The sequence below is a fragment of the Pseudomonas sp. LTGT-11-2Z genome (assembly GCF_003691445.1).
GTDB classification, from domain to species: Bacteria; Pseudomonadota; Gammaproteobacteria; order Pseudomonadales; family Pseudomonadaceae; genus Aquipseudomonas; species Aquipseudomonas monteilii.
The window spans coordinates 4,552,249-4,577,965 of the sequence record NZ_CP033104.1; the positions used below are offsets into that span (position 1 = coordinate 4,552,249).

At 58.6% G+C, this 25,717-nt stretch carries 18 protein-coding genes and 1 pseudogene; 2 read left to right on the forward strand and 17 right to left on the reverse strand.

Annotated elements, in window-relative coordinates:
- Window positions 1-18 precede the first annotated feature (18 nt).
- The 3 genes from kdsA to D8767_RS21415 form a co-directional block, all read right to left on the reverse strand.
- Window positions 19-891, reverse strand: a complete 873-nt coding sequence (kdsA, locus tag D8767_RS21405; RefSeq protein WP_003821131.1) for a 3-deoxy-8-phosphooctulonate synthase — start codon at window positions 889-891, stop codon at window positions 19-21.
- A gap of 174 nt (window positions 892-1,065) precedes the next feature.
- The gene (locus D8767_RS21410) at window positions 1,066-1,323 is read right to left on the reverse strand and encodes a glutaredoxin family protein (protein WP_003821132.1); all 258 of its coding nucleotides are present in this window, start codon (window positions 1,321-1,323) and stop codon (window positions 1,066-1,068) included.
- Between the two features lie 10 nt (window positions 1,324-1,333).
- Window positions 1,334-2,035: a DUF305 domain-containing protein gene (locus D8767_RS21415; protein WP_003821133.1), complete on the reverse strand. Its 702-nt coding sequence runs from the start codon at window positions 2,033-2,035 to the stop codon at window positions 1,334-1,336.
- 180 nt (window positions 2,036-2,215) lie between these two features.
- On the opposite strand from D8767_RS21415, the gene D8767_RS21420 reads away from it, so the two are divergent.
- A complete protein-coding gene (locus D8767_RS21420) occupies window positions 2,216-2,626 on the forward strand; it encodes a hypothetical protein (RefSeq protein ID WP_012614065.1) in 411 nt (136 codons plus the stop codon).
- 155 nt (window positions 2,627-2,781) lie between these two features.
- On the opposite strand, the gene D8767_RS21425 is transcribed toward D8767_RS21420, so the two are convergent.
- The 3 genes and pseudogenes from D8767_RS21425 to D8767_RS21435 form a co-directional block, all read right to left on the reverse strand.
- On the reverse strand, window positions 2,782-3,477 hold the full coding sequence (locus D8767_RS21425; RefSeq protein ID WP_003821135.1) for a FadR/GntR family transcriptional regulator: 696 nt from the start codon (window positions 3,475-3,477) through the stop codon (window positions 2,782-2,784).
- Between the two features lie 104 nt (window positions 3,478-3,581).
- Window positions 3,582-5,315, reverse strand: a pseudogene (locus tag D8767_RS21430) (efflux RND transporter permease subunit); the annotation flags it as partial.
- Window positions 5,312-6,544: an efflux RND transporter periplasmic adaptor subunit gene (locus D8767_RS21435; protein ID WP_073661980.1), complete on the reverse strand. Its 1,233-nt coding sequence runs from the start codon at window positions 6,542-6,544 to the stop codon at window positions 5,312-5,314. The pseudogene D8767_RS21430 and the gene D8767_RS21435, both read right to left, overlap by 4 nt.
- A gap of 119 nt (window positions 6,545-6,663) precedes the next feature.
- Here D8767_RS21435 and D8767_RS21440 point away from each other — a divergent pair.
- A protein-coding gene (locus D8767_RS21440; RefSeq protein ID WP_161789755.1) for an IS630 family transposase occupies window positions 6,664-7,693 on the forward strand; the annotation gives its coding sequence in 2 pieces (ribosomal slippage) (window positions 6,664-7,118 and window positions 7,117-7,693; 1,032 coding nt in all).
- 230 nt (window positions 7,694-7,923) lie between these two features.
- Here D8767_RS21440 and D8767_RS21445 read toward each other — a convergent pair.
- The 11 genes from D8767_RS21445 to D8767_RS21495 all read right to left on the reverse strand — a co-directional run bounded on the left by D8767_RS21445 (window position 7,924) and on the right by D8767_RS21495 (window position 25,710).
- Window positions 7,924-11,364: a molybdopterin-dependent oxidoreductase gene (locus D8767_RS21445; RefSeq protein WP_073661981.1), complete on the reverse strand. Its 3,441-nt coding sequence runs from the start codon at window positions 11,362-11,364 to the stop codon at window positions 7,924-7,926.
- Window positions 11,365-11,378: 14 nt separating this feature from the next.
- On the reverse strand, window positions 11,379-12,509 hold the full coding sequence (locus D8767_RS21450) for an MFS transporter (protein WP_049285238.1): 1,131 nt from the start codon (window positions 12,507-12,509) through the stop codon (window positions 11,379-11,381).
- A gap of 79 nt (window positions 12,510-12,588) precedes the next feature.
- A complete protein-coding gene (locus tag D8767_RS21455; protein WP_015912830.1) occupies window positions 12,589-12,975 on the reverse strand; it encodes a MerR family transcriptional regulator in 387 nt (128 codons plus the stop codon).
- A gap of 49 nt (window positions 12,976-13,024) precedes the next feature.
- The gene (locus tag D8767_RS21460) at window positions 13,025-14,530 is read right to left on the reverse strand and encodes an efflux transporter outer membrane subunit (protein WP_003821143.1); all 1,506 of its coding nucleotides are present in this window, start codon (window positions 14,528-14,530) and stop codon (window positions 13,025-13,027) included.
- A gap of 20 nt (window positions 14,531-14,550) precedes the next feature.
- Entirely contained in the window at window positions 14,551-17,727 is a 3,177-nt protein-coding gene (locus D8767_RS21465) for an efflux RND transporter permease subunit (RefSeq protein ID WP_012614062.1), read from the reverse strand.
- A complete protein-coding gene (locus tag D8767_RS21470; RefSeq protein WP_003821145.1) occupies window positions 17,724-19,031 on the reverse strand; it encodes an efflux RND transporter periplasmic adaptor subunit in 1,308 nt (435 codons plus the stop codon). The genes D8767_RS21465 and D8767_RS21470 overlap by 4 nt, the downstream gene beginning before the upstream one ends.
- 111 nt (window positions 19,032-19,142) lie before the next feature.
- Window positions 19,143-21,857, reverse strand: coding sequence for a heavy metal translocating P-type ATPase (locus tag D8767_RS21475; protein WP_012614060.1), 2,715 nt, complete (start codon window positions 21,855-21,857; stop codon window positions 19,143-19,145).
- A 166-nt stretch (window positions 21,858-22,023) separates the two neighbouring features.
- The gene (locus D8767_RS21480; RefSeq protein ID WP_034018378.1) at window positions 22,024-22,593 is read right to left on the reverse strand and encodes a DUF4148 domain-containing protein; all 570 of its coding nucleotides are present in this window, start codon (window positions 22,591-22,593) and stop codon (window positions 22,024-22,026) included.
- 229 nt (window positions 22,594-22,822) lie between these two features.
- Window positions 22,823-23,200, reverse strand: a complete 378-nt coding sequence (locus D8767_RS21485) for a helix-turn-helix transcriptional regulator (RefSeq protein WP_003821152.1) — start codon at window positions 23,198-23,200, stop codon at window positions 22,823-22,825.
- Between the two features lie 43 nt (window positions 23,201-23,243).
- A complete protein-coding gene (locus D8767_RS21490; protein WP_003821153.1) occupies window positions 23,244-24,266 on the reverse strand; it encodes a cation diffusion facilitator family transporter in 1,023 nt (340 codons plus the stop codon).
- A 133-nt stretch (window positions 24,267-24,399) separates the two neighbouring features.
- Window positions 24,400-25,710: an MFS transporter gene (locus D8767_RS21495; protein ID WP_003821155.1), complete on the reverse strand. Its 1,311-nt coding sequence runs from the start codon at window positions 25,708-25,710 to the stop codon at window positions 24,400-24,402.
- Between the last annotated feature and the right edge of the window lie 7 nt (window positions 25,711-25,717).

Sequence of the window (25,717 nt, forward strand, 5' to 3'; positions counted from 1 at the left end):
TTGAACGGGTGGCAAGCTTCAGTCGATCCGAAGAGGCTCGAACGACTTGACGAGTTGGTCCACCGCCTTGACCTGCCGCAGCAGCGGTTCGAGCGTGTCCAGTGGCAGAGCGCTGGGTCCGTCACAACGTGCATGCGCCGGGTCGGCGTGTGCTTCGAGGAACAAACCGCCAATGCCGACCGCCATGCCGGCCCGCGCGAGTTCGGGCAACTGTTGGCGACGCCCACCCGAAGCCAACGCATCCGCTTCTCGCCGCTGCAGGCTATGGGTTACGTCGAACACCAGTGGCAGGCCACTGCTGGCAACGCTCATTTCGCGGAAGCCCAACATGTCCACGACGAGATTGTCGTAGCCGAACTGCGTGCCACGCTCGCACAGCAGGACGCGCGGGTTGCCAGCCTCGTGCAGTTTGTGGACGACATGCCTGATCTGGCCCGGGCTGAGGAACTGCGGCTTCTTGACATTCACTACCCGACCGGTGCGGGCAATGGCGGCCACCAGATCGGTCTGCCGGGCCAGGAAGGCCGGAACTTGCAGTACGTCGGCAACGGCAGCGACCTGCATGGCCTGCTCAACCTCATGCACGTCGGTCAAGACTGGGCATCCGAACCGCGACTTGACCGCATCGAGGACCCGCAGCCCTTCCTCCAGGCCGACACCTCGGAAAGAATGGATCGACGAGCGATTGGCCTTGTCGAACGACGCCTTGAAAACGAAGGGTATCCCCAGCTTGCGCGTCACCTCCGCGAAGTGCTCAGCCGCAGCCAGGGTCGTATCGAGATCCTCGATGACGTTGATGCCGCCGAACAGCACGAACGGCAGGTCGTTGGCGACTGTGATGCCCTCGGAAATGGCGACGTGCAGGGAGGTGGCTGATGATGTCGATCGCATAAAAATTCCTCTCGTGATGTCAACGACCGCAGGCGAAAGCGCCGAGCGTCGTCGGCGAAGAATGCCTCACGGTCTTGAGCTTTGCGTGCAGACGCGTCCACAACAGCGCTTACAGGGTCCGACCGGGGTCCGCACCGGCGACTCCGCCCGTGACCACGGTCTTCCTTCAGCGGCTCACTGAAGACCGAGCGCCTTCATCAGCCTCGGCTTCTGGCTCGCGAAGGTGCCATAGAAGACCTCGTCGCCGACGATCGTGATCGGGGCCACGCGCACGCCGGTTCGTGACTTGGCCTCCGCGGAAATCTTCGGGTCGGTCAGGTCGCGCTCTTCAAACGCGATGCCCTGCTGGGACAACCACTCCTTTAGTGCCCGGCAGTCCGGGCAAGTTGGAGTGCTATAGATGAGGATGCGCGGGGTGTTGGCTTGGTTCATGGTCGTGCCTTCACTTGCCCCGAGCGACAAGCCAACTCTTCATCATGGCGATCTCGCCTTCCTGCGCGGAGATGACCTCCTGAGCCAACTTGCGGACCTCCGGGTTCTTGCCGTACTGCAGCGCCACCTTGGCCATGTCGATCGCACCCTGGTGGTGCGGGATCATGCCGCGCATGAAGTCCACATCGGCGTCGCCGCTGAAGTCGATCATCATGTCCGCATGCATGCGGTCGTTGCCGGCACGGTAGGCGGCCGTCGAGGCATCGCCCGAGCTGCCGGCCGCCGCCTGCTGGCCGTTGTCGCCCAGCCACTTGTTCATCATGGCGATCTCGCCTTCCTGCACGGTGATGACCTCCTGGGCCAGCTTGTGAACCTCCGGGTCCTTGCCGTACTGCAGCGCCACCTTGGCCATGTCGATCGCGCCCTGGTGGTGCGGGATCATGCCACGCATGAAATCGACGTCGGCGTTGCCAGTGAACTGCGCTCCCATCCCGGCGTGCATCTGGTCGTTCACGGCGCGATACGCGGTCGTGGAAGGACTGTCATTGGCCGAGGCGCTGGAGGGCATCGCGTGCCCTTGGTGACCTCCGCCCGCACTGGCCTGCATCGCTTCACCCGACGGGACGACCACCTTCTTCTGGACGGCCATCAGGCCGGCGGCGACCACGACGGCGCCCGCAATGAACAAGAGGCTGAACTTGTTGACCTTCATGAAAAAACTCCTTGAATGAGGTTGATGGGTTCACTGTAGGGCCTCCCATTGTTGGAAGGTCAAGCCCTTATTTCGCCCGTCACTTGGCGCTGCACGGCGGTGTGCCCATGCCCATTTCAGTTGCAAGTAATTCTCAACAAAGGTAGGATGTTAGGACGTTAATAGCGAGAGTCCAGGATCATGTCCCAGCAACCGAAAGTTCACGACACCAGCGATTTCCCCATCGTCCGCTTCGACGGCGCAAGCATCTACAACGGATACAGCAGCGCCTGGTGCGCGGAAATGGATGAACTCGTCGCCTGCGGAAAGCCCTTCGTGCTTATCTACGTCGCGGGAGGGCCAGAAGAGACTCTCGACGATCGCGCTCAGCGCGGCGTCTGGCTGAAGACTCACAAGGAGACGCTTGGCGGCACATTGCTCGCGCTCATCCACGTCGAACCGGATTCGGATAAGCGAGCCCAGTTGGAGGCCATGCTGCCAAAGCTCGTCCAGGCTTTCGGTACACCGCAGTCCACCCGGGCCACCCACGCCGATGCCGAGGCGCTGGCCCGGTATGTCCTGGCGGGTGGTCGCGTCGAAGATTCGATATGAACAGCACCGTCCGGTCGCTGTAGCGCACCAAGGGCCTATCCATGAGGACCGGCTACCGCGTGCTCTCCGGGAAACAACCCGCGTTCCGATCAACGGGGCCGGCGACCGGCTGCTCGATGGAAAGCGGCATTGCCAGCGCGGGAGTCGCGCTCGGATCAACCCGATTTCTCAAGTGCCGCAATCAGCGGAGCGACCACGTTCCGCACAGCCGCCGCAGCTGCTTCTCCATCCTGGCGCTCGATAGCATCCACGATCGCCTCATGGGTCGCGAGACCCGGCTCGGGCAGTTCCTTGTCCTTCAGCGCAGTCAGCGTGTTCATGCGGACCGAGTTCGCGAAGTAGCGGTACAGCTCAGCCAGCGCGCCGTTGCCGCACATCCCGGCGATCGCGCAGTGGAAAGCCGTATCGGCCTCGGCAAAGGCCGCGCTCGATGCGTGTTGCTCCTGCTCGCCGCGGGCCTTCAACAGTCGGCGCAGCAGCCCAACGTCCGCCTTGGACCGATGCACCGCGGCCAACCTGGCCGCCTCGGTTTCCAGCATGCAGCGCAACGCGAAGTGCTCTCGCAAGCCGGAACGCCCGACACGGCGCATGACCTCGGCCGGATCGATATTGGTTCGCACGTAGGTGCCATCACCCTGGCGGACTTCCAGGACCTGGCCGTGCGAGAGCACGCGAATGGCTTCCCGCACCGTGTTGCGGCCAACCTCCAGCATCTCGGCCAGTTCCTGCTCCCTGGGGATGCGCTCGCCGACCTTCCAGGCGCCTCCCTCGATCTGGCCGCGGATCAGCTCAATCGTCGAATCGACGAGCGAACGCCGCGGCGCCTGTGGGAGTGTGAAGCGGTTATTCATCGCGGTTCTCAAATGACGTAGAGACGGGAGCCCATCGGACCTCGATTGTAGCAACTCAGGCCTTATACATAGGATGATTCTATGTATTTGACAAAAGAGCAATATTTATCCTGAGCAGGCACAAAACCACCAGGAACCTGTTTGAAGCCCAGGAAGGTCAGTGCCAGAAAACCAGCATACAGAATGAGTACAATTGTACTTCCGCGAACGATACGTCGAATCGTCCCAACATAGGAATTCGACAGGCTATCAAAGAAACGGTTAAAACGACGGAAAAAAGATCCGAAAAAACGATCCATTACACGAGTCAACAAATCTTGCTTCTCTATACCTTGATGTGGTTTCAGTAGTACGGAAGCTAATGCCGGAGACAATGTTAAGGAGTTGATAGCCGATAAAATCGTTGAGATAGCAATCGTCAATGCAAATTGACGATAGAATTCGCCCTGAAGCCCCGAGAGGAATGCTGATGGAATAAACACAGCTGCCAGTACTGAGGTAATAGCCAGAATTGGCCCCGTTACCTCGTCCATTGCTTTTCTTGCGGCGTCTTTTGGTGAGAGTCCTTTTGCAATATGGCGCTCAACGTTCTCAACCACAACGATTGCATCATCAACAACAATACCAATTGAAAGAACCAGACCAAATAAAGATAGCGTATTGAGTGAGAACCCAAATACATCCATTAATGCAAACGTACCCACTAATGAAATAGGCACTGCGATCAATGGGATGATTGATGCTCTCCATGTTTGCAAAAATAGCATCACGACCAGCACAACTAATATTGTGGCCTCTAATAAAGTCGTCGTGACAGATTTCAGGGAAGCACTAACAAACACGGTCGGATCATAAGCGATACTGTACTGAATACCTTCCGGAAACCTTACTTTCAGGCGTTCCATTGTTGACCTTACCGATGCAGACACCTCAAGTGCATTGGCGCCCGGGGTCATAACAATCTGCATACCCACTGCATTTTTATTATTTAGTAAACTCCTCATGGAGTAGTTATCTGAACCGAGTTCAAGACGAGCCACATCACGCAAGCGCGTAATTTGTCCGTCATCTCCGGTTTTAATAACTATATCGCCGAACTGTTCCTCAGTAGTTAGGCGCCCTAAGGCATTCACAGTGACCTGGAATGATGACGATGCATTAGGTTGCTGTCCGACAGAGCCAGCCGCTACCTGAACGTTTTGTTCTTTAATCGCAGCAGTGACATCACTTGATGTTAACCCTCTGGAAGCCACTTTATTAGGATCTAACCATACTCGCATGGCATATTCCCCTTCACCTCCCAGCGCTATGCTTGCGACACCTGGTAAGCGTGAAAGCTCATCACGTACGTTTAACATTGCATAGTTAGAAACATAAAGTGGATCATAACGCTCATCAGGAGAGAACAAATGCACCACCATAAGAATATCCGGCGAGGTTTTTTCAGTCACAACCCCTATTTGCTGGACTTCCGTTGGTAGCCGAGGCAAAGCCCGTGATACCCGATTCTGAACCTGAATTTGCGCAATATCGGGGTCAGTTCCCTGTCTGAAAGAGATGGTTAAAATCATTCGGCCGTCAGAAGCAGTTTGAGAACTCATGTAAAGCATGCCTTCAACCCCATTGATGGCTTGCTCAAGCGGGGCGGCAACAGTATCTGCTATTACATTGGGGTTTGCTCCGGGGTAGCTTGCCGTTACCTGAACGGTTGGCGGTGTTACGGACGGATATTCACTGAGAGGAAGTTGAAAAAACGCTAAAGAACCCGCTATCAGCATAAAAACTGATAAGACAATTGCAAATATGGGGCGCTGGATGAAGAAATGAGGAAATTTCATTTACTACCTCCCTCATTTTTGCCATTCGATTTTTTAGATGCACCTTCAGGCTGCCTCTCAGGTACGCTCAACAGCGTTTGCATCGATACGATGTCTGGCGTAACGGCCATCCCCGGTCGTACGAGCCCTTTTATGATAATTTTTTCCCCGGCCTTCAGACCGTCGCTGATAACACGTAATCCATCGACCATTGGCCCCAACACTATCGGGCGATACTGCGCCTTATTATTGGCATCAACAACAAGGACATACTTATTGCCCTGATCTGTGCCTACGGCTTGATCGTTTACCAAAATTACTTTTTGCTCACTACCAGTGCCTAACTGAACTCTGGCAAATGCTCCAGGAGTAAGAAGACCATCAGCATTCGGGATAATAGCCCGGACACGAACAGTGCCGGTATTACGATCAATTTGGTTGCCAACAAAATCAAGCGCCCCCCCGTGCGGATACCCCTTCTCATTTGCCAGACCTATATGTACGGGTAATTTTTCGTTGCTACGTCCGACAACATCAGGCCGAGCCTTACTGACAGTATTGAGATATGTCGCTTCATCAATATCAAAATAAACATATAAAGGGTCGGACGAAACGATTGTTGTCAATAGAGTCGCGGCCCCCCCCTGGCTGCTGCTAACCAAGTTACCTTCAGTTACTAAAATCCGATCGATACGGCCATCAATTGGCGCAGTCACACGCGAGTATGACAAATCCAGCTTTGCTGCTTCGACTGCAGCCTTCGATACCTGAACCTGTGCAACGCGGGCATTTTTCTCAGAAGATGCATCATCATAGTCTTTACGCGAAACAGCACCTCCGTTTACCAGACGGCTAATACGCTCGTAATTGCGGCTTGCCTGGAACGCCTGAGCTTCTGCCTGTCGTAATTGCGCTTGTGCACTATCAAGCACAACCTGGTAGGGCCGCGGATCGATTTGAAATAACATCTGTCCTTTCTGAACCAGACTTCCCTCCGGCACCGTAACAGATTCGATTGCCCCTCCTACCCTGGGGCGTAGCTCCACTGTTTTAATAGCCGCTAAAGAACCGGTAAATTCAGCAGAAGGTATAATATTCCGTGATACGGCAACAGCCACGGGTACCTGTGGACCTGCAGGCGCATTTGCAGTTTTTTTTTGCGTTTCGCTTGCATCATCATTTGCAAGTACCACTTCTGTATTGGCTGTCACTGCAACTGCCATCAGCAATATCCCAACTTTCATTTTCATCATAACGATCCTTTCATTCACCAAAACTCTTCGGCCAGTCCGAAGTTGGCGTCTGTAGTAATACCAATTGTCTTAAAAGTTTGATCTAATAGTGGTATTCATATTCGAGTGATTTTGATATGCATACAGCCGACGACTTTAAACAATTAGCAAAGCAAACCTCCAACGGGCAACTGCGAACCCGCTATCTAGCTTTGTATCATTTCAAGAATGGGGAAACACGAACCCAGATAGCAACTTACCTTGGGGTTGCCAGAGGCAGTGTTAATACCTGGGTATCCAACTATCTGGCGCACGGACTTGAAGGTCTGCAATCCAAACCTAGTCCGGGTAGACCCTGTCAGCTCTCCGTCTCCCAGCGAGAACAGATCGCACATTTTATCAAAGAAAATGCGGTTAAAAAGGAGGGGGGGCGTTTGATTGCACAGGATGTACGACAATACATTAGCGACACCTTCCAAATCGATTATCAGTTGCGAAACGTATACCGCATCATGGATGCGCTCGGTTTCAGTTGGATAACCAGTCGCTCTAAACACCCTAAACAATCACAACAAACCCAGGACACTTTTAAAAAATTTCCTGCTGGAAACGATCCTTCACACTCCCGGTCATCTTCCTCTGGATCGCGTTGACGTCTGGTTTCAAGACGAAGCACGATTCGGTCAGCAAAATCAGACGTCCAGAATATGGGCAGCCAAGGGCAGCAGGCCAAGAGTAGTAAAGCAACAGCAATTCGATTATGGCTATGTCTTTGGGGCGGTGTGTCCGAGCAATGGTAATACTCAGGCGCTTATCAGCCCTCTTGTGAATAAAGAGGTGATGAAGCAGCATCTGAAATTAATAAGTGAAGCGACAGAGCCTGGGCGTCATGCCGTTGTTGTAATGGATGGCGCGGGCTGGCATACGATCGATACGGCCAGCCCATTTACCAATGTCAGTCTGTTAAAACTCCCACCTTATTCTCCGGAGCTGAACCCGATGGAGCAAGTATGGCAATGGTTACGGCAACGTTGCTTATCAAACCGCGTATTTCGAGGTTACGAAGAAATAGTGGAACAGGTCTCTCGCGCTTGGAATACATTCATTGCGGATGTTGAACGAGTCAAAAATCTCTGTTGGAGAGAGTGGATAAAGTTGGTCAATTAATTAATGCAATTGGTATAATTTCTTACAGGCTAAAGCTTGTAGTAACTGGAAGGTCAAGGGGGAGGATGATAAAAACTTAGAAAGATCGCACTGATAAAATTGATTAAATCGGCTATTGAGGTGAATTCGTACAAAAAATTGAAAATTGTTTAAAACATAATGTTATTCATAGAAAAAATCAGGCCACTGAAATGGCCTGATGTAAAGGATGCTAATAGCTAGTACTTACCTCAAGCATCAATCGTGATATCACCGGCAGGAATGCACTGACATGTCAAACATGCCCCCTCATCAGAGGGCTCCACACCATTCAGATGCTGTACGTTCCCTGCAATCACCCTAGTTGAACAGCTTTCACATTGTCCAACACGACAACCACTAGGCATTTGAATCCCAAGCTTTTCCCCAAAATTAAGTAGAGTACCTTTATCCGTGGTCCAAATCTCTGTTCTTCCTGATTTTGCAAAAATGACTTTATGACGTAATGAGGGATCATTATTTATTTTTGCTGGAGAACGAAATATCTCGTAGAAAATAGCAAATGCAGGTACACCTCTCTCCTGAAGCCCTCGCGATATCGCATCCATCATAGGCTGCGGACCACACATGTAATAACGAGCATTATTCTCAATAAGATATGCCTCGACATCTCCCGCACCAACGTAACCAGCTCTATCATAATCCAATCCTGGAATATCACAGTCGAGGGGCTGATTGTAGATATTAATTACTTTAAGCCTGTCAATAGACGCATTTAGCTCCGCAATTCTTTTCTTAAACGCATGTAGCCTACTATTTTGATTAGCATAGAAAAGCCAGATCTCCGGACCTTCCGCTTGGGGGTTAATAGACTCCAGATAGGAAATGAATGGAGTAATTCCAATACCGCCAGCAAAGATTACGACAGGCTGGACGGCATTGAGCGGGACAATGAAATTCCCCCCAGGAGGGGTAAGTTCAACATCCTTGCCTATCTGCAAATGCGTGTTTATGTAGGATGACATTATTCCTTCAACATACTCACCTTTCTCATCAGTCGCTTTCTGATGACGGACAGAAATGGAATAGGTTTTACGGTCATGAACAAACGCAGGGCCTGTCAGCGAATACGCCCGGGTAACGATCTCTTCAGAATCGCTCATCGGACAACAGCTAACAGTGATATGCTGGCCCGGTTCATAATCAGGTAAGTAGCCTTCACTGTTCGATTGGAAGGTAATTGTCGTAACATTATCTGCTTCTTTTTTCAGTTCAATGACTTTGAATGTTTTACGACCTTCCCAGGGGCGCCTTATCAGCTCAAAATCATTCAAGCGGCGAATGCGGCAGCGGAATGAACGCAAAGGTAAAGCACCGCTGACTGGATCATAGCTATCACCGCTGATTAAACTATTGTAATTGCTACTGTACTCACCTTTAACCGGGTATGAAGGTTTGCCAAAATCAGGACAAGCCTGCCACCACCCAAACTCAGCAATTACAGTTTCATGAGAGAGTTTGGCTTCCACTTTTGCTCTAAATCGAGCAAGACCTGCTCTCGTTTCAATTTCTACCCAATCCCCCGTCTTGATACCTTCTTCGTCAGCCAGAGTTGCCGAAATGTCTACCGTTGGATAAGGTGCTTTTTTTCGTAGGCTAGTCAGGCTTCGATGTTGGCTATGACAGAAGAATCCGCTTTTAACGGATGTCAGCATTAATGGATAATCAGGATCGTTGCGCTGGTATTCTTGCGGCTGTACATACTCAGGTAAAGGATTGTAACCATAGTGATGAAGGATCTCAGAGTAAAACTCTGCACGTTTTGTTTCTGTATTGAAACCTGCCAGATATCCACTATTTGGGTCTCTGAAAGCATATTTTCTGACTTTATGCTCAAGCGGGATATCGTAACCTTCTGGCTTATTTCTGAGCATCTCAACAGTCAAACCTAATGGTTCTAGTTGATAATTCCAGGCTGCCTCAATATTGCCGTCGAAGAACGCTTCATTCATTCCTAACCGGCATGCAAGATCGAAAACAATCTCAAGGTCGGAACGGCTTTCACCGCGCGGAGAGACCATTTTTTTTCTCAACTGAATGTGGTCCTGAGCAGCAGCACTACTTTCAAACCCGGTTCTTAGGCCTTCGCGCTCCCAGGCAGTGTTAACTGGCAGAAGGATATCAGCATACTTTGATGTAGGCGTTTCAAACAAATCTACATGGGCATAAAACTCAAGCGCCTCAAGCGCCTGTTGTCCGAGAGAAGTATCACTTTGTGAAAGTAATATGTTGGCACCAAAGCCAATTAACCCGCGAATTTTATAGGGTGTACCTTCTAATACTGAATGCCAGATATCCTGAGAATGAACCCAACCTTGTGAAGGCGGCCCGATAGGCCTTTCTTCAAGGCCTAATGCTTTATCCCATTGTGATTTAGGCATCAATGTCGGTGAATTAACCACATTTACCGGGTGGCTGGCATAGATTCGATTACATCCTTCCTGATCGAAACAACCGGTTAAAGCATACAGTGTCGCAATCGCACGTTCTGTTTGGGTGGCATTAGTGTGTTGAGCCACTCCAGACCAACTGTGGTAGGCGATTTTCTTGGCCCCGGCAATCAAACTCGCAGCGGCTTCAATTGACGCAACAGATACCCCGGTGATACGGCTTACGTTTTCTGGGTCATAATTAGCCAACATATCTTTAAAAGATGAAAACGCCGTTTGGCAGGAAATTTTTGCACCATCAGCTATTGCGACTTCAACATTGCCCTCAAGTGCAGCTGTAGGCATCAGCGTTTCTTCAGTTCGAGTCTCGGAATCGATAAATGTGACTTGCTGGTTGTGTTCGTCCCAAACTGTATAGCGATTACTGATGGCAAGTGGGTTAATATCTTTTTCCCGAAGAAAATAACCATTATCATTTCGAACCAACAAAGGACCATTAGTCCAGTTTCGAACAAACTCATGATTAAACAGGTTTCGTTCTACCAGGAGATGGCTTAACCCCAAAGCTAATGCACCGTCAGTTCCAGGATTGACATCAAGCCAGGCATTTGCTTCTTTCGCTAAGGGTGTCGGGCGAGGATCCACGACAATCAGTTTTGCGCCGTTATTTCGACCAGTACCAATCGCACTAGCCTGGGCAAGCCAAGTATTCGCGGGGTTATGCCCCCAAAGAAGAATAAGATCGGCATGGGAATAATCAGCAACAGGAATGCCGCAGCCAAAGGTCCATCGATGTGCAACGTCTTTATGCCAGTTACATATCTCAGTTCCATAGCTGGTATTTGGGCTGCCATAGATACGAACAAATCGCTCTAACCATTCAATTGCATCACTGAGGGGGGTACCGCTTGGGCTCGTAAAGCCGAAAGCGACAGATTCAGCTCCATCCTCTCGTTTAAATTTTTCCAGTTGTCCGGCTATCGTTGACATAGCCTCTTCCCAACTTATACGTTGCCAGCCCGGATCCTCTGCACCTTTAGGATGAGTTCTCTTCATCGGGTACAGAATTCTATTTGCGCTGTCCACCAGCTCAGGTGCCGCTTTCCCCTTCATACACATGGCCTTACCATTAGGGTGTTCAGGGTTAGCCCGTACCTTGATCAGGTGGTCATTTGCTACTTCACTCAGCGTCCCACACCGCGAACGGCAAAGTGTGCAATATCCGGGAATAATATCTGACATTGGAAACCTCACTACTAAAAACAGTTAATATTCTTTAAAATTGCCGACGGCCTGTGCTTCGTTGCGCGCGACATGCGATTTTCCACCACGGCCGCCGTGGCGGCGAAGACGAAGAAGTCGTTCATGCCCTGCGCCTTGCCCCGCTCGGCCGGGGTGTGGCAGTCGGTGACCATCGCCGTGGCGCCGATGAAACTCAAATTCCAGCCGATGCCCAACAGCGCCAGCGAGCCCCAGAAGTGGGACAGGCCGAGCCCGCCCAGGGCCACCACCCCGGAGGCGGCGAGCAGCACCATGCCGACGGCGGTCACGCGCTCCTTGCCGTAGCGCACCATCAGTCGCCCGGTGAAGAAGCTCGGCCCGAACATCGCCAGCAGGTGCCACTGTATTCCTAGGGCGGCGTTGTCCACCGAATGCCCGTGGTTGACCATCGCCACCGGCGCGGCCGTCATCACGAACGCCATCACCCCATAGGACACCACGCCCGCAGCCACGGCCAGCAGATAGCGCGGCATCGCCAAGAGCTGCAGCACCGTCCGACCGCTATCGGCGACTGCTTCGGCCTGGGTCTGGCTCGGCGTGCGCAGCATCAGCAGGATCGGCAAGGCGATCAGCGGCAGCAGCGCCTGGCTGAGGAAGCTGCCAACGTAGGGCGTGCCCGCTACCGCATCGCGCGTGAAGATCACCAACTGCGGCCCGATGATGGCGCCCGCGAGACCGCCCACCATGACCCAGGAAATGGCCTTGGCCTTAAGCGCGTCCTCGGCGGTGTCGGCGGCTGCGAAGCGGTAGCTCTGCACATACGCGCCGTAGAAGCCCGCCAGGAAGGTGCCGGCGCAGAAGATCCAGAACGAGGCCAGCATGATGCCCAACGCGGCGATCAGGCCCGAGGCCACGCCGAAGCCGACCCCCACCACGTATCCGTTGCGGCGGCCATGGTGCCGCATGATGAAGGCGGCAGGCAAGGTGCCGATGGCAAGACCCAGGCCGAACAGACTCACGGGCAAGGTGATCCAGGCCGAATTCTTGGCAAGCTGCTGGCCGACCAGCCCACCCAGCGACATCACGATGGGCGCGCTGGCGCCGCCGAGCGCCTGCGCGGCGGTGAGAACGCCGATGTTTCGGCGCGTGATGCTCTGGTCGGTCATGGGCGTCTTTCTTATTCGTTTGTCTGGCCGGAAATATTACACGCATGAATATATATTCAGTTATATGGACATGCGATGCTCACGAACCATCGCGAGCCGGTCCATCCTCGGAAGCCCCGGCGGAAGCAGCACCGTGCAGGGCCAATGCGAGCAGGTGCTCTTTCACCTGGATCAGTTGCTCCATGCGTTCCTCAACACAGGCGAGATGGCCTTGGACAGCCTGCCTTAGCAGCTCAGGTTCCAGGAACCCCTCATGTGCCCAACCCAGTAGGCGGCGCACGTCATCCAGGCCGATTCCCGAGGCACGGTAGTTGCGAATCAGGTGAAGCCGTTCGACATGGGCCGGGCCATAGCGCCGATAGTTGTTGCGTGACCGCTCCGGGGCTTGCAACAGGCCCTCCCGCTCGTAGAACCGAATGTTCTCCGGGGGGGTGCCCGTCAAGCGCGCAAGTTCACCGATCCTCATCCGGTTCTCCGTGCGCAACGATGGGGAACGCCGCCGTTGCGCATAGCCCTTATCCCGGCGACCGGGCGGATGGTTGCCCGGTGGCGCCCGATTGCACCGTGTGCTCAGTCCAGCCGCCACCCAGCGCCTTGTAGAGGTGGATGAGGTTGTTCAGCCGCGTCAGGCGCGTGCGCACCAGGGTCTGCTGCGCACCGTACTGTGTGCGTTGCGCATCGAGCAAGGTGAGGTTGTCGTCCACGCCTTCCTGGAAGCGTTGCTCGGCTAGTTGGTAGGCTTTCTGGCTAGCCGCTACCAGGAGCTGCTCCGAGCGGATCTGCTCATCAAGCGTGCGCTTGCCCGCCAAGCCGTCAGCCACCTCAGCAAAGGCCGCCTGGATAGACTTCTCGTAGTTGGCGATTTCGATCCTCTTTTGTACCTGTGCCACGTCCAGATTGGCTCGCAACGCGCCGCCGCGGAAGATGGGCAGCGTGATCTGCGGCAGGAAGCTCCAGGCCCGCGAGCCCGAATCGAACAGGCCGTCCAGCGAAGCGCTGGCCGTGCCCGCCGAGCCCGTGAGGCTAATCGTCGGGAAGAACGCGGCCCGCGCCGCGCCGATGTTGGCGTTGGCGCCGATCAGCATCTGCTCGGCGGCGCGGATGTCCGGCCGACGCGCGAGCAGTTCGGACGGCAGGCCGCTCGGCAGGTCGGTCGGCACGATGTCGTCCGGCAGCGCCACGGCCTCGTCAAGCTGCCGGGACAGCTCCGGCGTCAGCGGCTGGCCCAGCAGCAGCACCAGCGCGTTGCGGTCCTTGGCCGCCTGCCGCGTGTAGGCGGCGCGGTTGGCCTCGGCGGTGCGCAGCGCGATCTCCGCGCGGCGCAGGTCGAGCTGCGTGGAATTTCCCGCTTCCACCAGTTGGGTGGTCAGGTCATAGGAGCGCTTCTGTGTGGCGAGGGTGTCGCTCGTCAGGCGCAGCAGTTCCTGGTCGGCGCGCAGCGTGAGGTAGGCGCTGGCCACCTCGGACACCAGGCTCATCTGCGTGGCGATGCGGGTCTCGTCGAGGGCCAGGTAGGACGCCAGCGCCCGGTCGTTGAGGCTGCGGATGCGGCCCCACAGGTCCAGCTCCCAGGCGGCCGTCACCCCGGCCACGTCGTAGCGCCGGAGCACGTCGCTTTGCCCCGTGGTACTGAGGTCGGCCGGTACGCGCTCTGACGCGCCGCGGGCGGAAACGCCCAGGTTCGGCAGCATCTCGGCACGCTGGATACGGTACAGCGCCTGAGCCGCCTCCACGTTGAGCGCGGCTTTGTGCATGTCGCGGTTGTTCTCCAGCGAAATGCCGATCAACTGCTGCAGCAGCGGGTCGCGGAAGAAGTCCCGCCAACCGATCTCGGCCGTGATCGCGTCGTCGGGCGTCGCGGCCGCCAGTTCCACATAGGCCGCGCCCGAGGGATAGGCCGTGTCGATCGGCGCTGCGGGCCGGTCATACTTCGGTGCCATGGAGCAGCCAGCCAGCGCCGCCGCGAGGGCGAGCGGCGCCAGCGTCCTGGCGGGTCGTGTGAATGCGAAAGATGTTTTCATGTCGTATGTCCTCCTGGCCGTCATGCGTGCTGGTCGGTCATGCCGCCACGGGCATGGCGCGCTTCGCGGCGCAGCGCCAGCTTGCGCACCACAACGTAGAACACCGGCGTCAGCACCAGGCCGAATACCGTCACGCCCAGCATGCCGGCGAACACCGCGATGCCCATGGCGTGGCGCATCTCGGCGCCCGCACCGCTGGCCAGCACCAGCGGCACCACGCCAGCGATGAAGGCGAACGACGTCATCAAGATCGGGCGCAGCCGCAAGCGCGCGGCTTCGAGCACGGCTGCCAGCGGATCGGCCCCTTCGCTTTCCTTCGCGCGGGCGAACTCCACGATCAGGATCGCGTTCTTGGCAGCCAGGCCGACCAGCACCACGAAACCGATCTGCGTGAAGATGTTGTTGTCGCCCCCAGAGAGCCAGACGCCGGCGATCGCCGAGAGCAGCGCCATGGGTGCAATCAGCAGCACAGCGAACGGCAGCGACCAACTGTTGTACTGGGCCGCCAGGAACAGGAAGGCGAGCAGCACCGCCAGCGCGAAGATGTAGATCGCCGTGTTGCCAACCCGTTTTTCCTGGAAAGTCAGGTCCGTCCATTCGTAGGTCATACCGTCCGGCAGCGATTCGCTCACGATCTTCTCAATCGCGGCGGTGGCCTGGCCGGACGAGTAGCCCGGCGCTGGCCCGCCGCTGATGTCGGCCGAGGGAAAGCCGTTGTAATGCATCACCCGGTCGGGGCCGGAACTGCGCTCGATGGTCGCGATCGCGCTCAGCGGGATCATGTCGCCCGCTGCATTGCGCACCTTGAGCATGCCTATGTCCTCAGCCTGCATGCGGAACTGCGCATCGGCCTGGGCCATGACCCGGTAGGTGCGACCGAAGCGGTTGAAGTCGTTGACGTAGAGCGAGCCAAGGTTGACCTGCAGGGTGTCGAACACCTCGGTCAGCGATACGCCCTGCGACTTGGCCTTCACCCGGTCGATGTCCACCTGCAACTGCGGCGCATTGGTCTGGAAGCTGGCGAGCATGTTCGCCAGCTCGGGCGCCTGCATGGCCTTGCCCATGATCTGGCCCTGTGCCTGCGCAAGCGCCTCGGGACCCAGGCCCGCCCGGTCCTCGATCTGCAGCTTGAAGCCGCCCATCGAACCCAGGCCCGGCACCGGCGGCGGCGGGAAGATGCCAACGAAGCCGTCCGGGATCTGGCTGAACTTGCCCATGAGCTTGCCCTGGATGGCGAAGGCCGACAGCGACGGGTCCTTGCGCTCATCGAAGGGCTTGAGCATGGCGAACATCAGCGCGGTGTTCGGCTGGTTCACCGGTCCATTGACCGACAGGCCCGGGAAGGCCACCACGCTCTCGACGCCCGGCTCAGCCAGTGCGATCTTGGTCATCTCCTTGACGACCGCCTCGGTGCGATCCAGCGAGGCGCCGGTCGGAAGCTGGGCGATGCCCACGAGATAGTACTTGTCCTGGGCCGGCACGAAGCCCGCAGGCACCTTGTGGAAGCCCAGCCAGGTCAGGCCCAGGAAGCCGACGTAGAGCAGCAGCACGATGGCGCTGCCGCGCACCGCGCGGCGCACGCCCCCGACGTAGGAATTCGAGGCGCGATCGAAGAAGCGGTTGAAGCGGCGGAAGAAGCCGCCGAACACGCCGTCGATGATGCGCGTGAGACGATCGGGCTTGGCCGCGCCGTGGTGCGGCTTGAGCAGGATGGCGGCCAGCGCTGGCGACAGCGTAAGCGAGTTGATCGCCGACAGGATGGTCGAGAACGCGATGGTCAGCGCGAACTGGCGATAGAACTCGCCCTGCAGCCCCGACAGGAACGCCGAGGGGATGAAGACCGCTGCCAGCACCGAGGTGATGGCCAGGATCGGGCCAGTCACTTCATCCATCGCCTTGCGCGCCGCATCCTTGGGCGATTCGCCCAGCGCCATGTGGCGCTCCACGTTCTCCACCACCACGATGGCGTCATCCACCACGATGCCGATGGAGAGCACGAGGCCAAACAGCGACAGCGTGTTCAGCGAGAAGCCGAACATGTGCATCACCGCGAACGTGCCGACCAGCGAGACCGGCACGGCGATCAGTGGAATGATCGACGCGCGCCAAGATTGCAGGAACAGCACCACCACGATCACCACCAGGAGGATGGCCTCCAGCAGCGTGACGGCGACGGACTGGAGCGAGGCGCGCACGAAGACTGTGGGGTCGTAGGCGATCTTGTACTCGATGCCTTCGGGGAACTTGGCCTGCAGCCGCTCCATCGTCGCGCGCACCGCGCTGGACGTGTCCAGGGCATTGGAGCCGGGCGTCATCAGGATTTGCAGGCCGACCGCGTTCTCGCCGTCGAGCTGGCCGCGCATGGTGTAGTTGTCCGAGCCCAGTTCCAGGCGTGCGACGTCGCGCAGGCGGGTCACCTGGCCGTTGGCGCCGGCCTTGATCACGATGTCGCCGAACTGCTCTTCGGTGGTCAGGCGCCCCAGCGCATTGACGCTGACCTGGAAGGCGGCCGACGCATTCGGCTGCTGGCCGATCGAGCCGGCTGCGACCTGCACGTTCTGCTCGCGGATGGCGGCGACCACATCGCTGGCGGTCATGCCCCGCGATGCGACCTTCTCGGGGTCGAGCCAGACGCGCATTGCGTACTCGCCTTCACCGCCGATGATCACGTTGGCGATGCCCGGCAGGCGCGCCAGTTCGTCGCGCACGTTGAGCATCGCGTAGTTGGACACGTACAGCGGGTCGTAGCGGTCCCCCGGCGAGAGCATATGCACCACCATGAGAATATCGGGCGCGGTCTTGTCGGTGACCACGCCGATGCGCTGGACCTCGGGCGGCAACCGGGGCAGCGCGCGTGAGACGCGGTTCTGCACCTGGATCTGCGCGACGTCGGGGTCGATGTGCTGCTCGAACGAGATGGTCAGCACCATCCGCCCGTCCGTGGACATCTGGGACTGCATGTACATCATGCCTTCCACGCCGTTGACCGCCTGCTCCAGCGGCGATGCCACGGTGTCGGCGATCACCTGCGGGTTGGCGCCGGGATAGCTGGCGGTGACCTGCACCGTCGGCGGCGTGACCTGGGGGTACTCGCTCAGGGGGAGCTGGAAATAGCTGATCGCGCCCGCGATCAGCATCAGCACCGACAGGACGATGGCGAAGATCGGCCGGTTGATGAAGAAGCGGGGGAAATTCATTTGCGGGCCTCCGCCGAGCCGGCCGCGCCGTCAGCCTTGGCGGGGTCCGCGCCACCGGCCTTGGCAGGCGCCGCAGCGGGAGCCGGAGCGTTTGCCGCAGCCTTGGTCGCGCCGGTCGCGCCGGCGGCCGGTGCCGCGGGCGCCTGCATGGGCACCATGCGCGGCGTGACCGCCATGCCGGGGCGCACGAGGCCCTTGATGATGATCTTCTCACCGGCCTGCAGGCCGCCGTTGATGACGCGCAGCCCGTCCACCACCGGCCCCAGTTCGATGGGCCGGTACTGGGCCTGGTTGTTCTCGCCCACGACCAGCACGTAGTTGCGCCCTTGGTCGGTGCCCACGGCCTGATCGTCGATCAGGACGGCCTCGCGCGCCGCGCCGGTGGACAGCTTGGCCCGGGCGAACATGCCGGGTGCCATGCGCCCATCCGGGTTGGGCACAACGGCGCGCGCGCGGATCGTGCCGGTGCTTCGGTCAATGGTGTTGCCCACGAAGTCGAGCGCGCCCCTGTGCGGGAAACCCTTGTCCGTGGTCAGCCCGACCTGCACGGGCAGCGAAGCCTTGCTACCGGCGCCCGCAGCGGGCCGCGAGCGGCTGACGACGTTGAGATAGGTGGCCTCATCAATGTCGAAGTACACGTGCAACGGGTCGATGGATACGATCGTGGTCAGCAGCGTGGCCGCGCCGGCGCCGCCACCGCTGACCAAGTTGCCCTCGGTCACGAGCACGCGGTCGACGCGCCCGGCGATGGGCGCAGTGACGCGGGCGTAGGACAGGTCCAGCTGAGCCGCAGCAACGGCGGCCTTAGCCGCCTGCACCTGAGCCTGGCGCGCGTTGCGTGCGGAGGCGGCATCGTCATAGGTCTTGCGCGCGACGGCGCCGGTCGCCACCAGGCGCTCGGCGCGGTCAAAGTCGGCCTGGGCCTGGCTGGCCAGCACCTCGGCCTGACGCAGTTGCGCCACGGCCGTGTCGAGCGCAACCTGGAACGGCCTCGGGTCGATCTGGAACAGCAGTTGGCCCTTGCGCACGAGGCTACCTTCGGGAACGCTCACCGCATCGACGGCGCCGCCGACCCGCGAGCGCAGCTCGACGGTCTTGGGCGCGGCCAGGAAGCCGGTGTACTCGGCCGATGGCGCGACCGTGCGGGTAATGACCTCGGCCACGGGCACCTGCGGCGCCATCGGCGCGCCCGCCGGGGGCGCCGCGGCCTTGCCCTCGTCCTTGGCGTCGCGGGCAGCGATCGCTATCCCCCCGACGGCTGCGATGACGCCTGCCACCACAATGATTCTGATTTTTTTACGCATGGAAGTGACCCTTTCTTGGATGCAGGACTCCGGCCCTTCCGAAGCGCTCTGCAGACATTTGTGTGGAGGCTAGGCGTTACAACGACGGCAAGGTCAAGCCCTCTTGTTGCCTCAGCGGGCAGACGGCACGGACAAGGTGGTGGGACGCCCGGCGTCGTCGCCGTGGTTGGCCTCCGGCGCGCCCTTGAAGCGCAGCAGGCGCAGTGCGTTCAGCGTGACCAGGGCCGTGGCGCCGGTGTCGGCCAGCACGGCAACCCACAAGCCGGTGATACCCAACACGGTGGTGACCAGGAACAAGCCCTTGAGGCCAATGGCGAATACGACGTTTTGGTGAATGTTGGCCATCGTCGCCCGCGACAGGGCCACCAGGTGGGCCACGTCCGTGACGCGGCTCTTGAGCAGCGCGGCATCGGCGGTTTCCAGCGCCACGTCCGTGCCGCCGCCCATGGCGATACCCACGTCGGCGGTCGCCAGGGCCGGCGCGTCGTTGATGCCGTCGCCGACCATCGCCACCTTGGCATCACGCTTCATCTCGTTGACCAAGCGCAGCTTGTCCTGCGGCAGCAGCTCGGCCTCCCACTCGATGCCCAGCTTGCCGGCGATCGCCTGCGCGGTGCGGCGGTTGTCGCCGGTCAGCATGACCGAGCGCACGCCCATGGCGTTGAGCTGGGCCACGCCTTCGCGCGCGTCGCGGCGGGGCTCGTCGCGCAGGGCCAGCAGGCCCAGAACGTTCTTGCTGGCTTCGTCGAACAGGACCACCACGGTCTTGCCGCCATCCTCCAGCTTGTCGATTTCCCTGCGGTGCGCGGCTGTCAGCGTGGCCGTCTGTTCCGCATGGGCGGGCGATCCGACAGCGAGCGCACTGCCGTTCACGGTGGCGCGCACCGCCTTGCCGGCAATGGCCGATGCGCCCGTGGCCTGGGGAATCGCCACGTCCAGGCTCTTGGCATGGGCGACAATGGCCTTCGCCAAGGGATGGTTTGAGCCGGACTCGACAGCGGCGGCAAGCGCAAGGACCTGTTGATGCTTGAACAGCCCGAAGGGCAGGACCTCGGTGATGCGCGGCTTGCCCTCGGTCAGCGTGCCAGTCTTGTCGAAGGCAATGGCGCGCACGCGGCCGATGGTTTCCAACGCGTTGCCACCCTTGATCAGCAGGCCCCGTCGCGTGGCCACCGCAAGGCCCGAGGCGATGGCCGCCGGTGTGGAGAGCACCAGCGCACATGGGCAGGCAATCAACAGCAGTGCGAGGCCGCGGTACAGCCAGGTACCCCAGTCGCCACCCATGGCAAGTGGCGGAACCACCACGATCAACGCCGCGATGGCCATGACGGCAGGGGTGTAGTAGCGGCTGAACTTTTCGATGAAGCGAGCCGTGGGCGCCTTGGAGGACTGCGCCTGCTCCACCAGTTGGATGATGCGAGAAATGGTGTTGTCCGATGCCGTCTTCTCGACTTGTACTTCGAGCACGCCATCGACGTTGATGGAGCCGGCGAACACGTCGGCACCGATAGCCTTTTGACGCGGTACGGACTCGCCGGTGATAGGCGACTCGTCCAGGCTGCTTTCACCGCGGAGGATCTTGCCGTCCGCAGGCACCCGGTCACCAGGGCGCACCAGCACGCGGTCGCTCACGCGCAGGGAAGCGGCGGGCACTTCGCGCTGCCCGCCCGCGGCATCGAGCAGTACCGCCGTCTTAGGCACCAGGGAGGCCAGCGCCTTGATGCCGGCGCGCGCGCGGCCGGCGGCCACGCTTTCCAGCAGCTCGCCGATCGCGAACAGGAACACCACGGCAGCAGCTTCCTCGGCCTCGCCTATCACGAGCGCGCCCAGCGAGGCGACGACCATCAGCGTTTCGATAGAGAACGGCGAGCCTGACACAGCCAGCGCGAAGGCTTTGCGAGCGAACGGCAGCACGCCCGCGATCACCGCAGCGGCGAAGATCCATTCAGCGTAGCCAGGAACGAACTGCGCGATCGCGTAGGCCGAGCCCATCAGGCCGCCCAGGCCCAGCACGTGCTTGCCTTTCTTCGTCTGCCACCAGCGCTGATGGCGCGCCGTCGATGCTGCTGCTGGGGCCGCGGGTGCTGAGCCATCATGGCGGCGCACGTCGGAGACGCCGAAGCCCAGGCTCTTGATGGTCTTCTCGATGTGGCCGAGCTGCGTGGGGCCGCCAGACGCGAGCGTCAATTCCAGCGTTTCTGCGGTGAAGTTTATGCGGGCATCGGACACGCCATCCATGCGAGCGAGCGCCGTTTCGATCTTGCCGACGCAACTGGCGCAGTCCATGCCCTCGACGCGCATGGACACGTTGGGGGGCGTGCTGGGTGCTCCACGGGAGGCAGAGGCCGGCGCATGGTCATGCCCGCTGCAGGCCCCGTGATCGTGACCGTGGTCATGGGCATGGGCATGGCCGTGAGCATGGCCATGCCCATGGTCATCACCGCACGCTTTGCCGTGCGAATGATCGTGCCCGTGGTCGTGGGCATGCCCATGGTCATGGTGGCCGCCGCAGCCGGCGTGGTCATGCGCGTGGGCCGCATGGCACGGTGCAGGTGCTGCGGACATTTCGGACGCGGGCAGTGCCTGCACGTCGAAGCCCAGGGACCGGATTTTCTTGGCAATGTCGCGTGCAGTATTTCGGCTACTTGTGCTGCGCGTCAACGTCAGCGTCTCATTTGTAAAATTAACCTGTACATTTGATACGCCATCAATTCGACCAAGCGCTGTTTCAATCTTGCCGACGCAACTGGCGCAATCCATACCTTCGACCCGAAAGCCCAGTTGTTCGTCCTGCGCTCCTGTGCCGTCCAATGTTTCCAAAGACATATCAATCTCCTGGTTCTCTGAGTAATCGCCGTGGCAGGACGCACAAATCAGCGATCGGAATGTTATGCAAACAAATGAACACTTGTTTGTATGTTTATTCAAAAAAAAGAAAGAATCTCTTTCTGGCTGAACCATCCGACCGCTGCTTTATGCAGCTGCCATTAAGTCATTTTTTGTTGCGCAGCATCTGGTAGGTTTCAAATGCGGTGCGGTAGGCATCACTATAGGTATCAGGCGTCTGCTCACCAGCCCAGAATCCAGCCATTCCCGCAACCTGCCAATCTGCCAAATCACTCTTTACTTGAGCACGAGTCAATGCCACCGGAGCCTTGTAAGCCGCAACCAGCTTGAGCTGGAGATAGCTCTCGTAGGCTTGTTGGTAGGCTTGGGTGTGCGAAGCGGTGGTGATTCCGCGCGAGGTGAACGCGTGCATGCCGGAGATTTTCCACAGTTCCAAATCAGCCATCACTTCAGCACGAGTCTTTCCTGCTGAGGGCGCCTGATACATATCACCTTGGGTCAATTGCAAGTAGCGCTGAAAGGCAGCCTGGTATTGAGGGCTGAACGTATCCGGGCCGCTTTCGCCGCGAGACAACGCTTCCAACCCAGATTGCCTCCAAGCAGCCAGATCCTCCTGGACCTGTTGCCGTGTCATATCTGCGGCGAACGGTTGAGCGTTTACTCCAGCAGCAAAAAGTGCGGAAAGCAGAACAGCAAAGCGAATTTTCTTGGACATGGTCAATACTCCTTGACGTTAAAAATAATGGCGTGGTCCTTACGCCTTTCGGATACCCCGTAGACAAATAATAACACACATGAAGATATGTTCAAGTGTTTATTTTTAGAGTGCTTTTTGCTTGGGGTCTTCTAGGCATTCAGCAAGGCGCGCCGGTGTCTCTCTAGATTAATAGCCAAAAAAAGCCTACCCCTTGAAGGCGTAGGCCGGCGCGCACTCACATGTTCAGTCAATCGTCGTGTCTGTCCTCCGAAATGTGAACCGCCATGTCCTGGAGTACCTGGCTGACGTGCTGGTCGGCAATGCCGTAGAAGATGTGCTTGGCTTGGCGCTCGCCGCGCACGAGGCGCGCGCCGCGCAACAGGCGCAGGTGATGGCTGACCAAGGACTGCGACAGGTCTAGCGAGCCAGCAATGTCGCCCACTGCGACCGATCCGCGCATGCACTGCAACAGGATTTTCAATCGCGATTGGTCGCCCAGCAGGCGGAAGGTCTCTGCCAGAACAGCGACGTCACTTTGCGATAGTGCGAGGACATCAGTGGTCGTGCCGTGGTTAGAGGTCGAACATTGCACAATAGCGGCGCTGGTGGTTTTGCGGGATGTCATGGATTCAAACCCTCAAGTGAACTGCGAACCGTCTAGCACGGCCTCAATGCTTGTGACCGGGAGCGGAGTGGTCATGGTCATGATTGTGCTCACTGTGGTCGTGGCCGCTGTGGTCCTGACGGCCTGTCGTGGGTTGCAGGCTGCAGATGTTCTCGTCAGCCTCCGAGTTCCAGTCGATTCCGACTGTGGCGTGTTCGATGCTGAACTGCTCTCGCAGCACCGCCTCGACGCGCTTGACCACAGCTCGCGCCTCCTCGTCCACGTTGGGTCGAACGTGTAGCGTGGCCATCGTGCGACCGGAAGTGAGTTGCCACACGTGAACATGGCTGACAGCCGCCAGGCCGGGCACAGTGCTCATCAGGCCTTGTTCCACCTTTTCCGGCGAAGCGTCCTCTGGCGCACCCTCCAACAGGATATGGATCGACTTGGCCAGGAGCTTCCAGGCGCTGCGCAGAATCAACGCCGCTACTAGAACCGACAGGATGGGGTCGATCGGAGTCCAGCCGGTGAAGTAGATGACGATCGCTGCAACGATGGCGCCGACAGAGCCGAGCAGGTCACCCATCACGTGGAGGATGGCACCTTTCACATTGACGTGATCGGTTTCGCCGCGGGTCATGATCCACAGCACGAGGACGTTGATCAGTAAGCCGAGCACGGCGACGATCATCATCGGGCCGGCGAGGATGACGGGCGGCGCCTGCAGCCGCTCCCACGCCTCGTAGGCGATCCATGCGACGATCGCGAACAGGGTCACGGCGTTCAGGAAGCCGGCGATGACCTCGAAGCGCAGGTAACCGAATGTGCGTTTGCTGTCGGCTGCGCGGCGACCGAATCGGAAGGCAGCGTAAGCCAGGGCAAGTGCCACGGCGTCGGTCAGCATGTGGCCAGCATCGGCAAGTAGGGCTAGCGAGCCCGACAGCACGCCGCCGACAGCTTCCACGAGCATGAAGCCGAAGATCAGGAAGAAGGAAACCAGAACCTTGCGCTCGTTGGCGCTCGTCACTGTGGGGGTGTGGTCGTGATCATGGTCGTGACCATGGTCATGTGCATTGGATTGGGACATGGGCGCCTCTGCTGGTTGAGTGTTTGACTATGGCGAAATATAACACATGAATATGTGTTCATGTGATATATTTTCGCTCACCCTTCTCAGCCTCCGAAGCCATGCGTTGTGATGCCGCAACGAGAAAATGTGCCTATCCTTTCGGCCAGATACGGTGCAGGTCATCCAGAATCAGCTGGTGATGGTGCCTGCCTTGGTCTGCGTGTGTGCGTAAATGAGGGTGATCCGGCGGCAAGCTGGGGTGGTCATGCGCCACGTCAGAAGGGTCGCTGGCCGGCCACAGCCAGAGCGTCAGCGCCACGCCGGCCAAGCCGACCAGGGACATGACAATGAAGGTCGATGGCAAGCCCATGACCGCGCCGAAGCGGCCGGCAAGTGGGTAGCAGATGAGCCAACAGGCGTGCGACAGCGCGAAGTGTGCCGCGAAGATCGCAGGACGGTCCTCGGCATGGGCCGAGCGGCGCAGAAGACGGCCGGATGGCGTTTGCGCCACGCTGTAGCCAAAGCCGATGATCAACCACAGCGGCAGCAACAATGCATAGCTCGGCAGCAGTGCGCCGATCCCCGTGCCCACGACCAGTACGGTAGCGCCGGTGAGCATCGCGGTTCGGTCGGCCACCTTTTCCAGTAAGGATGGCAGAACGAAGGCTGCCACCATCGAACCGCCTCCGAATGCCGCCAGTGCCGACGCCACTTCGACCTCGCCTAGGCCAAAGCGCGCCTTCACGAGAACCACCGTGTTCACGATCACCATGGCGCCCGCCGCCGAGACGGCCAAGCTGATCGCCAGCAGGCCCCGCAGGCGTGGCGTAGCGAGATAGATGCGTGTGCCGCGGGTCGTGCGATCCCAAATGCCGCGGCGCGGTCCGGGAATAGTTGTGGGCAACCGCACGCTGACCACGAGCGCGGCTGAAACGAGGAAACCGAGCACTGTTCCCGCGAACAGGTTGTGAAAGCTGATGACGGTCAGCAGCGCAGCAGCCAGCATCGGGGAAATCAGGCTTTCCAGGTCATAGGCCAGCCGGGACAGCGACAGCGCCTTCGTGTAGTCCTCTTCATCGGGAAGGATGTCCGGGATAGTGGCTTGGAAAGTCGGCGTGAAGCCGGCGGATGCCGCTTGCAGGACAAAGATCAGCAGATAGATCTGCCAGACCTCGGTGACAAAGGGCAAACAGATCGCGACAACCGCTCGTACCAGGTCCAGCGCTACGAGCAATGACCGTCGCGGGAACTGGTCGGCGAAGGCCTGTGCGACTGGAGCGACTCCCACATAGGCCAGCATCTTGATAGCCAGCGCCGACCCGAGCACCGCACCTGCATCGGCCCCGGCCAGCTCGTAGGCAAGTAGGCCGAGCGCTACCGTCATCAGGCCTGTGCCGACGAGTGCGATCACCTGCGCGGTGAACAGGTGGCGGTAGGTGCGGTTCTTTAGGACGGAGAGCATCGAGAGA

Bases quoted from the DNA above. Each gene is read 5' to 3' on its own strand.
- D8767_RS21480 (WP_034018378.1), bottom strand. From the start codon at position 22,593: ATGTCCAAGAAAATTCGCTTTGCTGTTCTGCTTTCCGCACTTTTTGCT.
- D8767_RS21450 (WP_049285238.1), bottom strand. From the start codon at position 12,509: ATGACCGACCAGAGCATCACGCGCCGAAACATCGGCGTTCTCACCGCC.
- D8767_RS21455 (WP_015912830.1), bottom strand. From the start codon at position 12,975: ATGAGGATCGGTGAACTTGCGCGCTTGACGGGCACCCCCCCGGAGAAC.
- D8767_RS21475 (WP_012614060.1), bottom strand. From the start codon at position 21,857: ATGTCTTTGGAAACATTGGACGGCACAGGAGCGCAGGACGAACAACTG.
- D8767_RS21425 (WP_003821135.1), bottom strand. From the start codon at position 3,477: ATGAATAACCGCTTCACACTCCCACAGGCGCCGCGGCGTTCGCTCGTC.
- D8767_RS21485 (WP_003821152.1), bottom strand. From the start codon at position 23,200: ATGACATCCCGCAAAACCACCAGCGCCGCTATTGTGCAATGTTCGACC.
- D8767_RS21470 (WP_003821145.1), bottom strand. From the start codon at position 19,031: ATGCGTAAAAAAATCAGAATCATTGTGGTGGCAGGCGTCATCGCAGCC.
- D8767_RS21465 (WP_012614062.1), bottom strand. From the start codon at position 17,727: ATGAATTTCCCCCGCTTCTTCATCAACCGGCCGATCTTCGCCATCGTC.
- D8767_RS21435 (WP_073661980.1), bottom strand. From the start codon at position 6,544: ATGAAAATGAAAGTTGGGATATTGCTGATGGCAGTTGCAGTGACAGCC.
- D8767_RS21420 (WP_012614065.1), top strand. From the start codon at position 2,216: ATGTCCCAGCAACCGAAAGTTCACGACACCAGCGATTTCCCCATCGTC.
- kdsA (WP_003821131.1), bottom strand. From the start codon at position 891: ATGCGATCGACATCATCAGCCACCTCCCTGCACGTCGCCATTTCCGAG.
- D8767_RS21490 (WP_003821153.1), bottom strand. From the start codon at position 24,266: ATGTCCCAATCCAATGCACATGACCATGGTCACGACCATGATCACGAC.
- D8767_RS21410 (WP_003821132.1), bottom strand. From the start codon at position 1,323: ATGAACCAAGCCAACACCCCGCGCATCCTCATCTATAGCACTCCAACT.
- D8767_RS21415 (WP_003821133.1), bottom strand. From the start codon at position 2,035: ATGAAGGTCAACAAGTTCAGCCTCTTGTTCATTGCGGGCGCCGTCGTG.
- D8767_RS21460 (WP_003821143.1), bottom strand. From the start codon at position 14,530: ATGAAAACATCTTTCGCATTCACACGACCCGCCAGGACGCTGGCGCCG.
- D8767_RS21495 (WP_003821155.1), bottom strand. From the start codon at position 25,710: ATGCTCTCCGTCCTAAAGAACCGCACCTACCGCCACCTGTTCACCGCG.
- D8767_RS21445 (WP_073661981.1), bottom strand. From the start codon at position 11,364: ATGTCAGATATTATTCCCGGATATTGCACACTTTGCCGTTCGCGGTGT.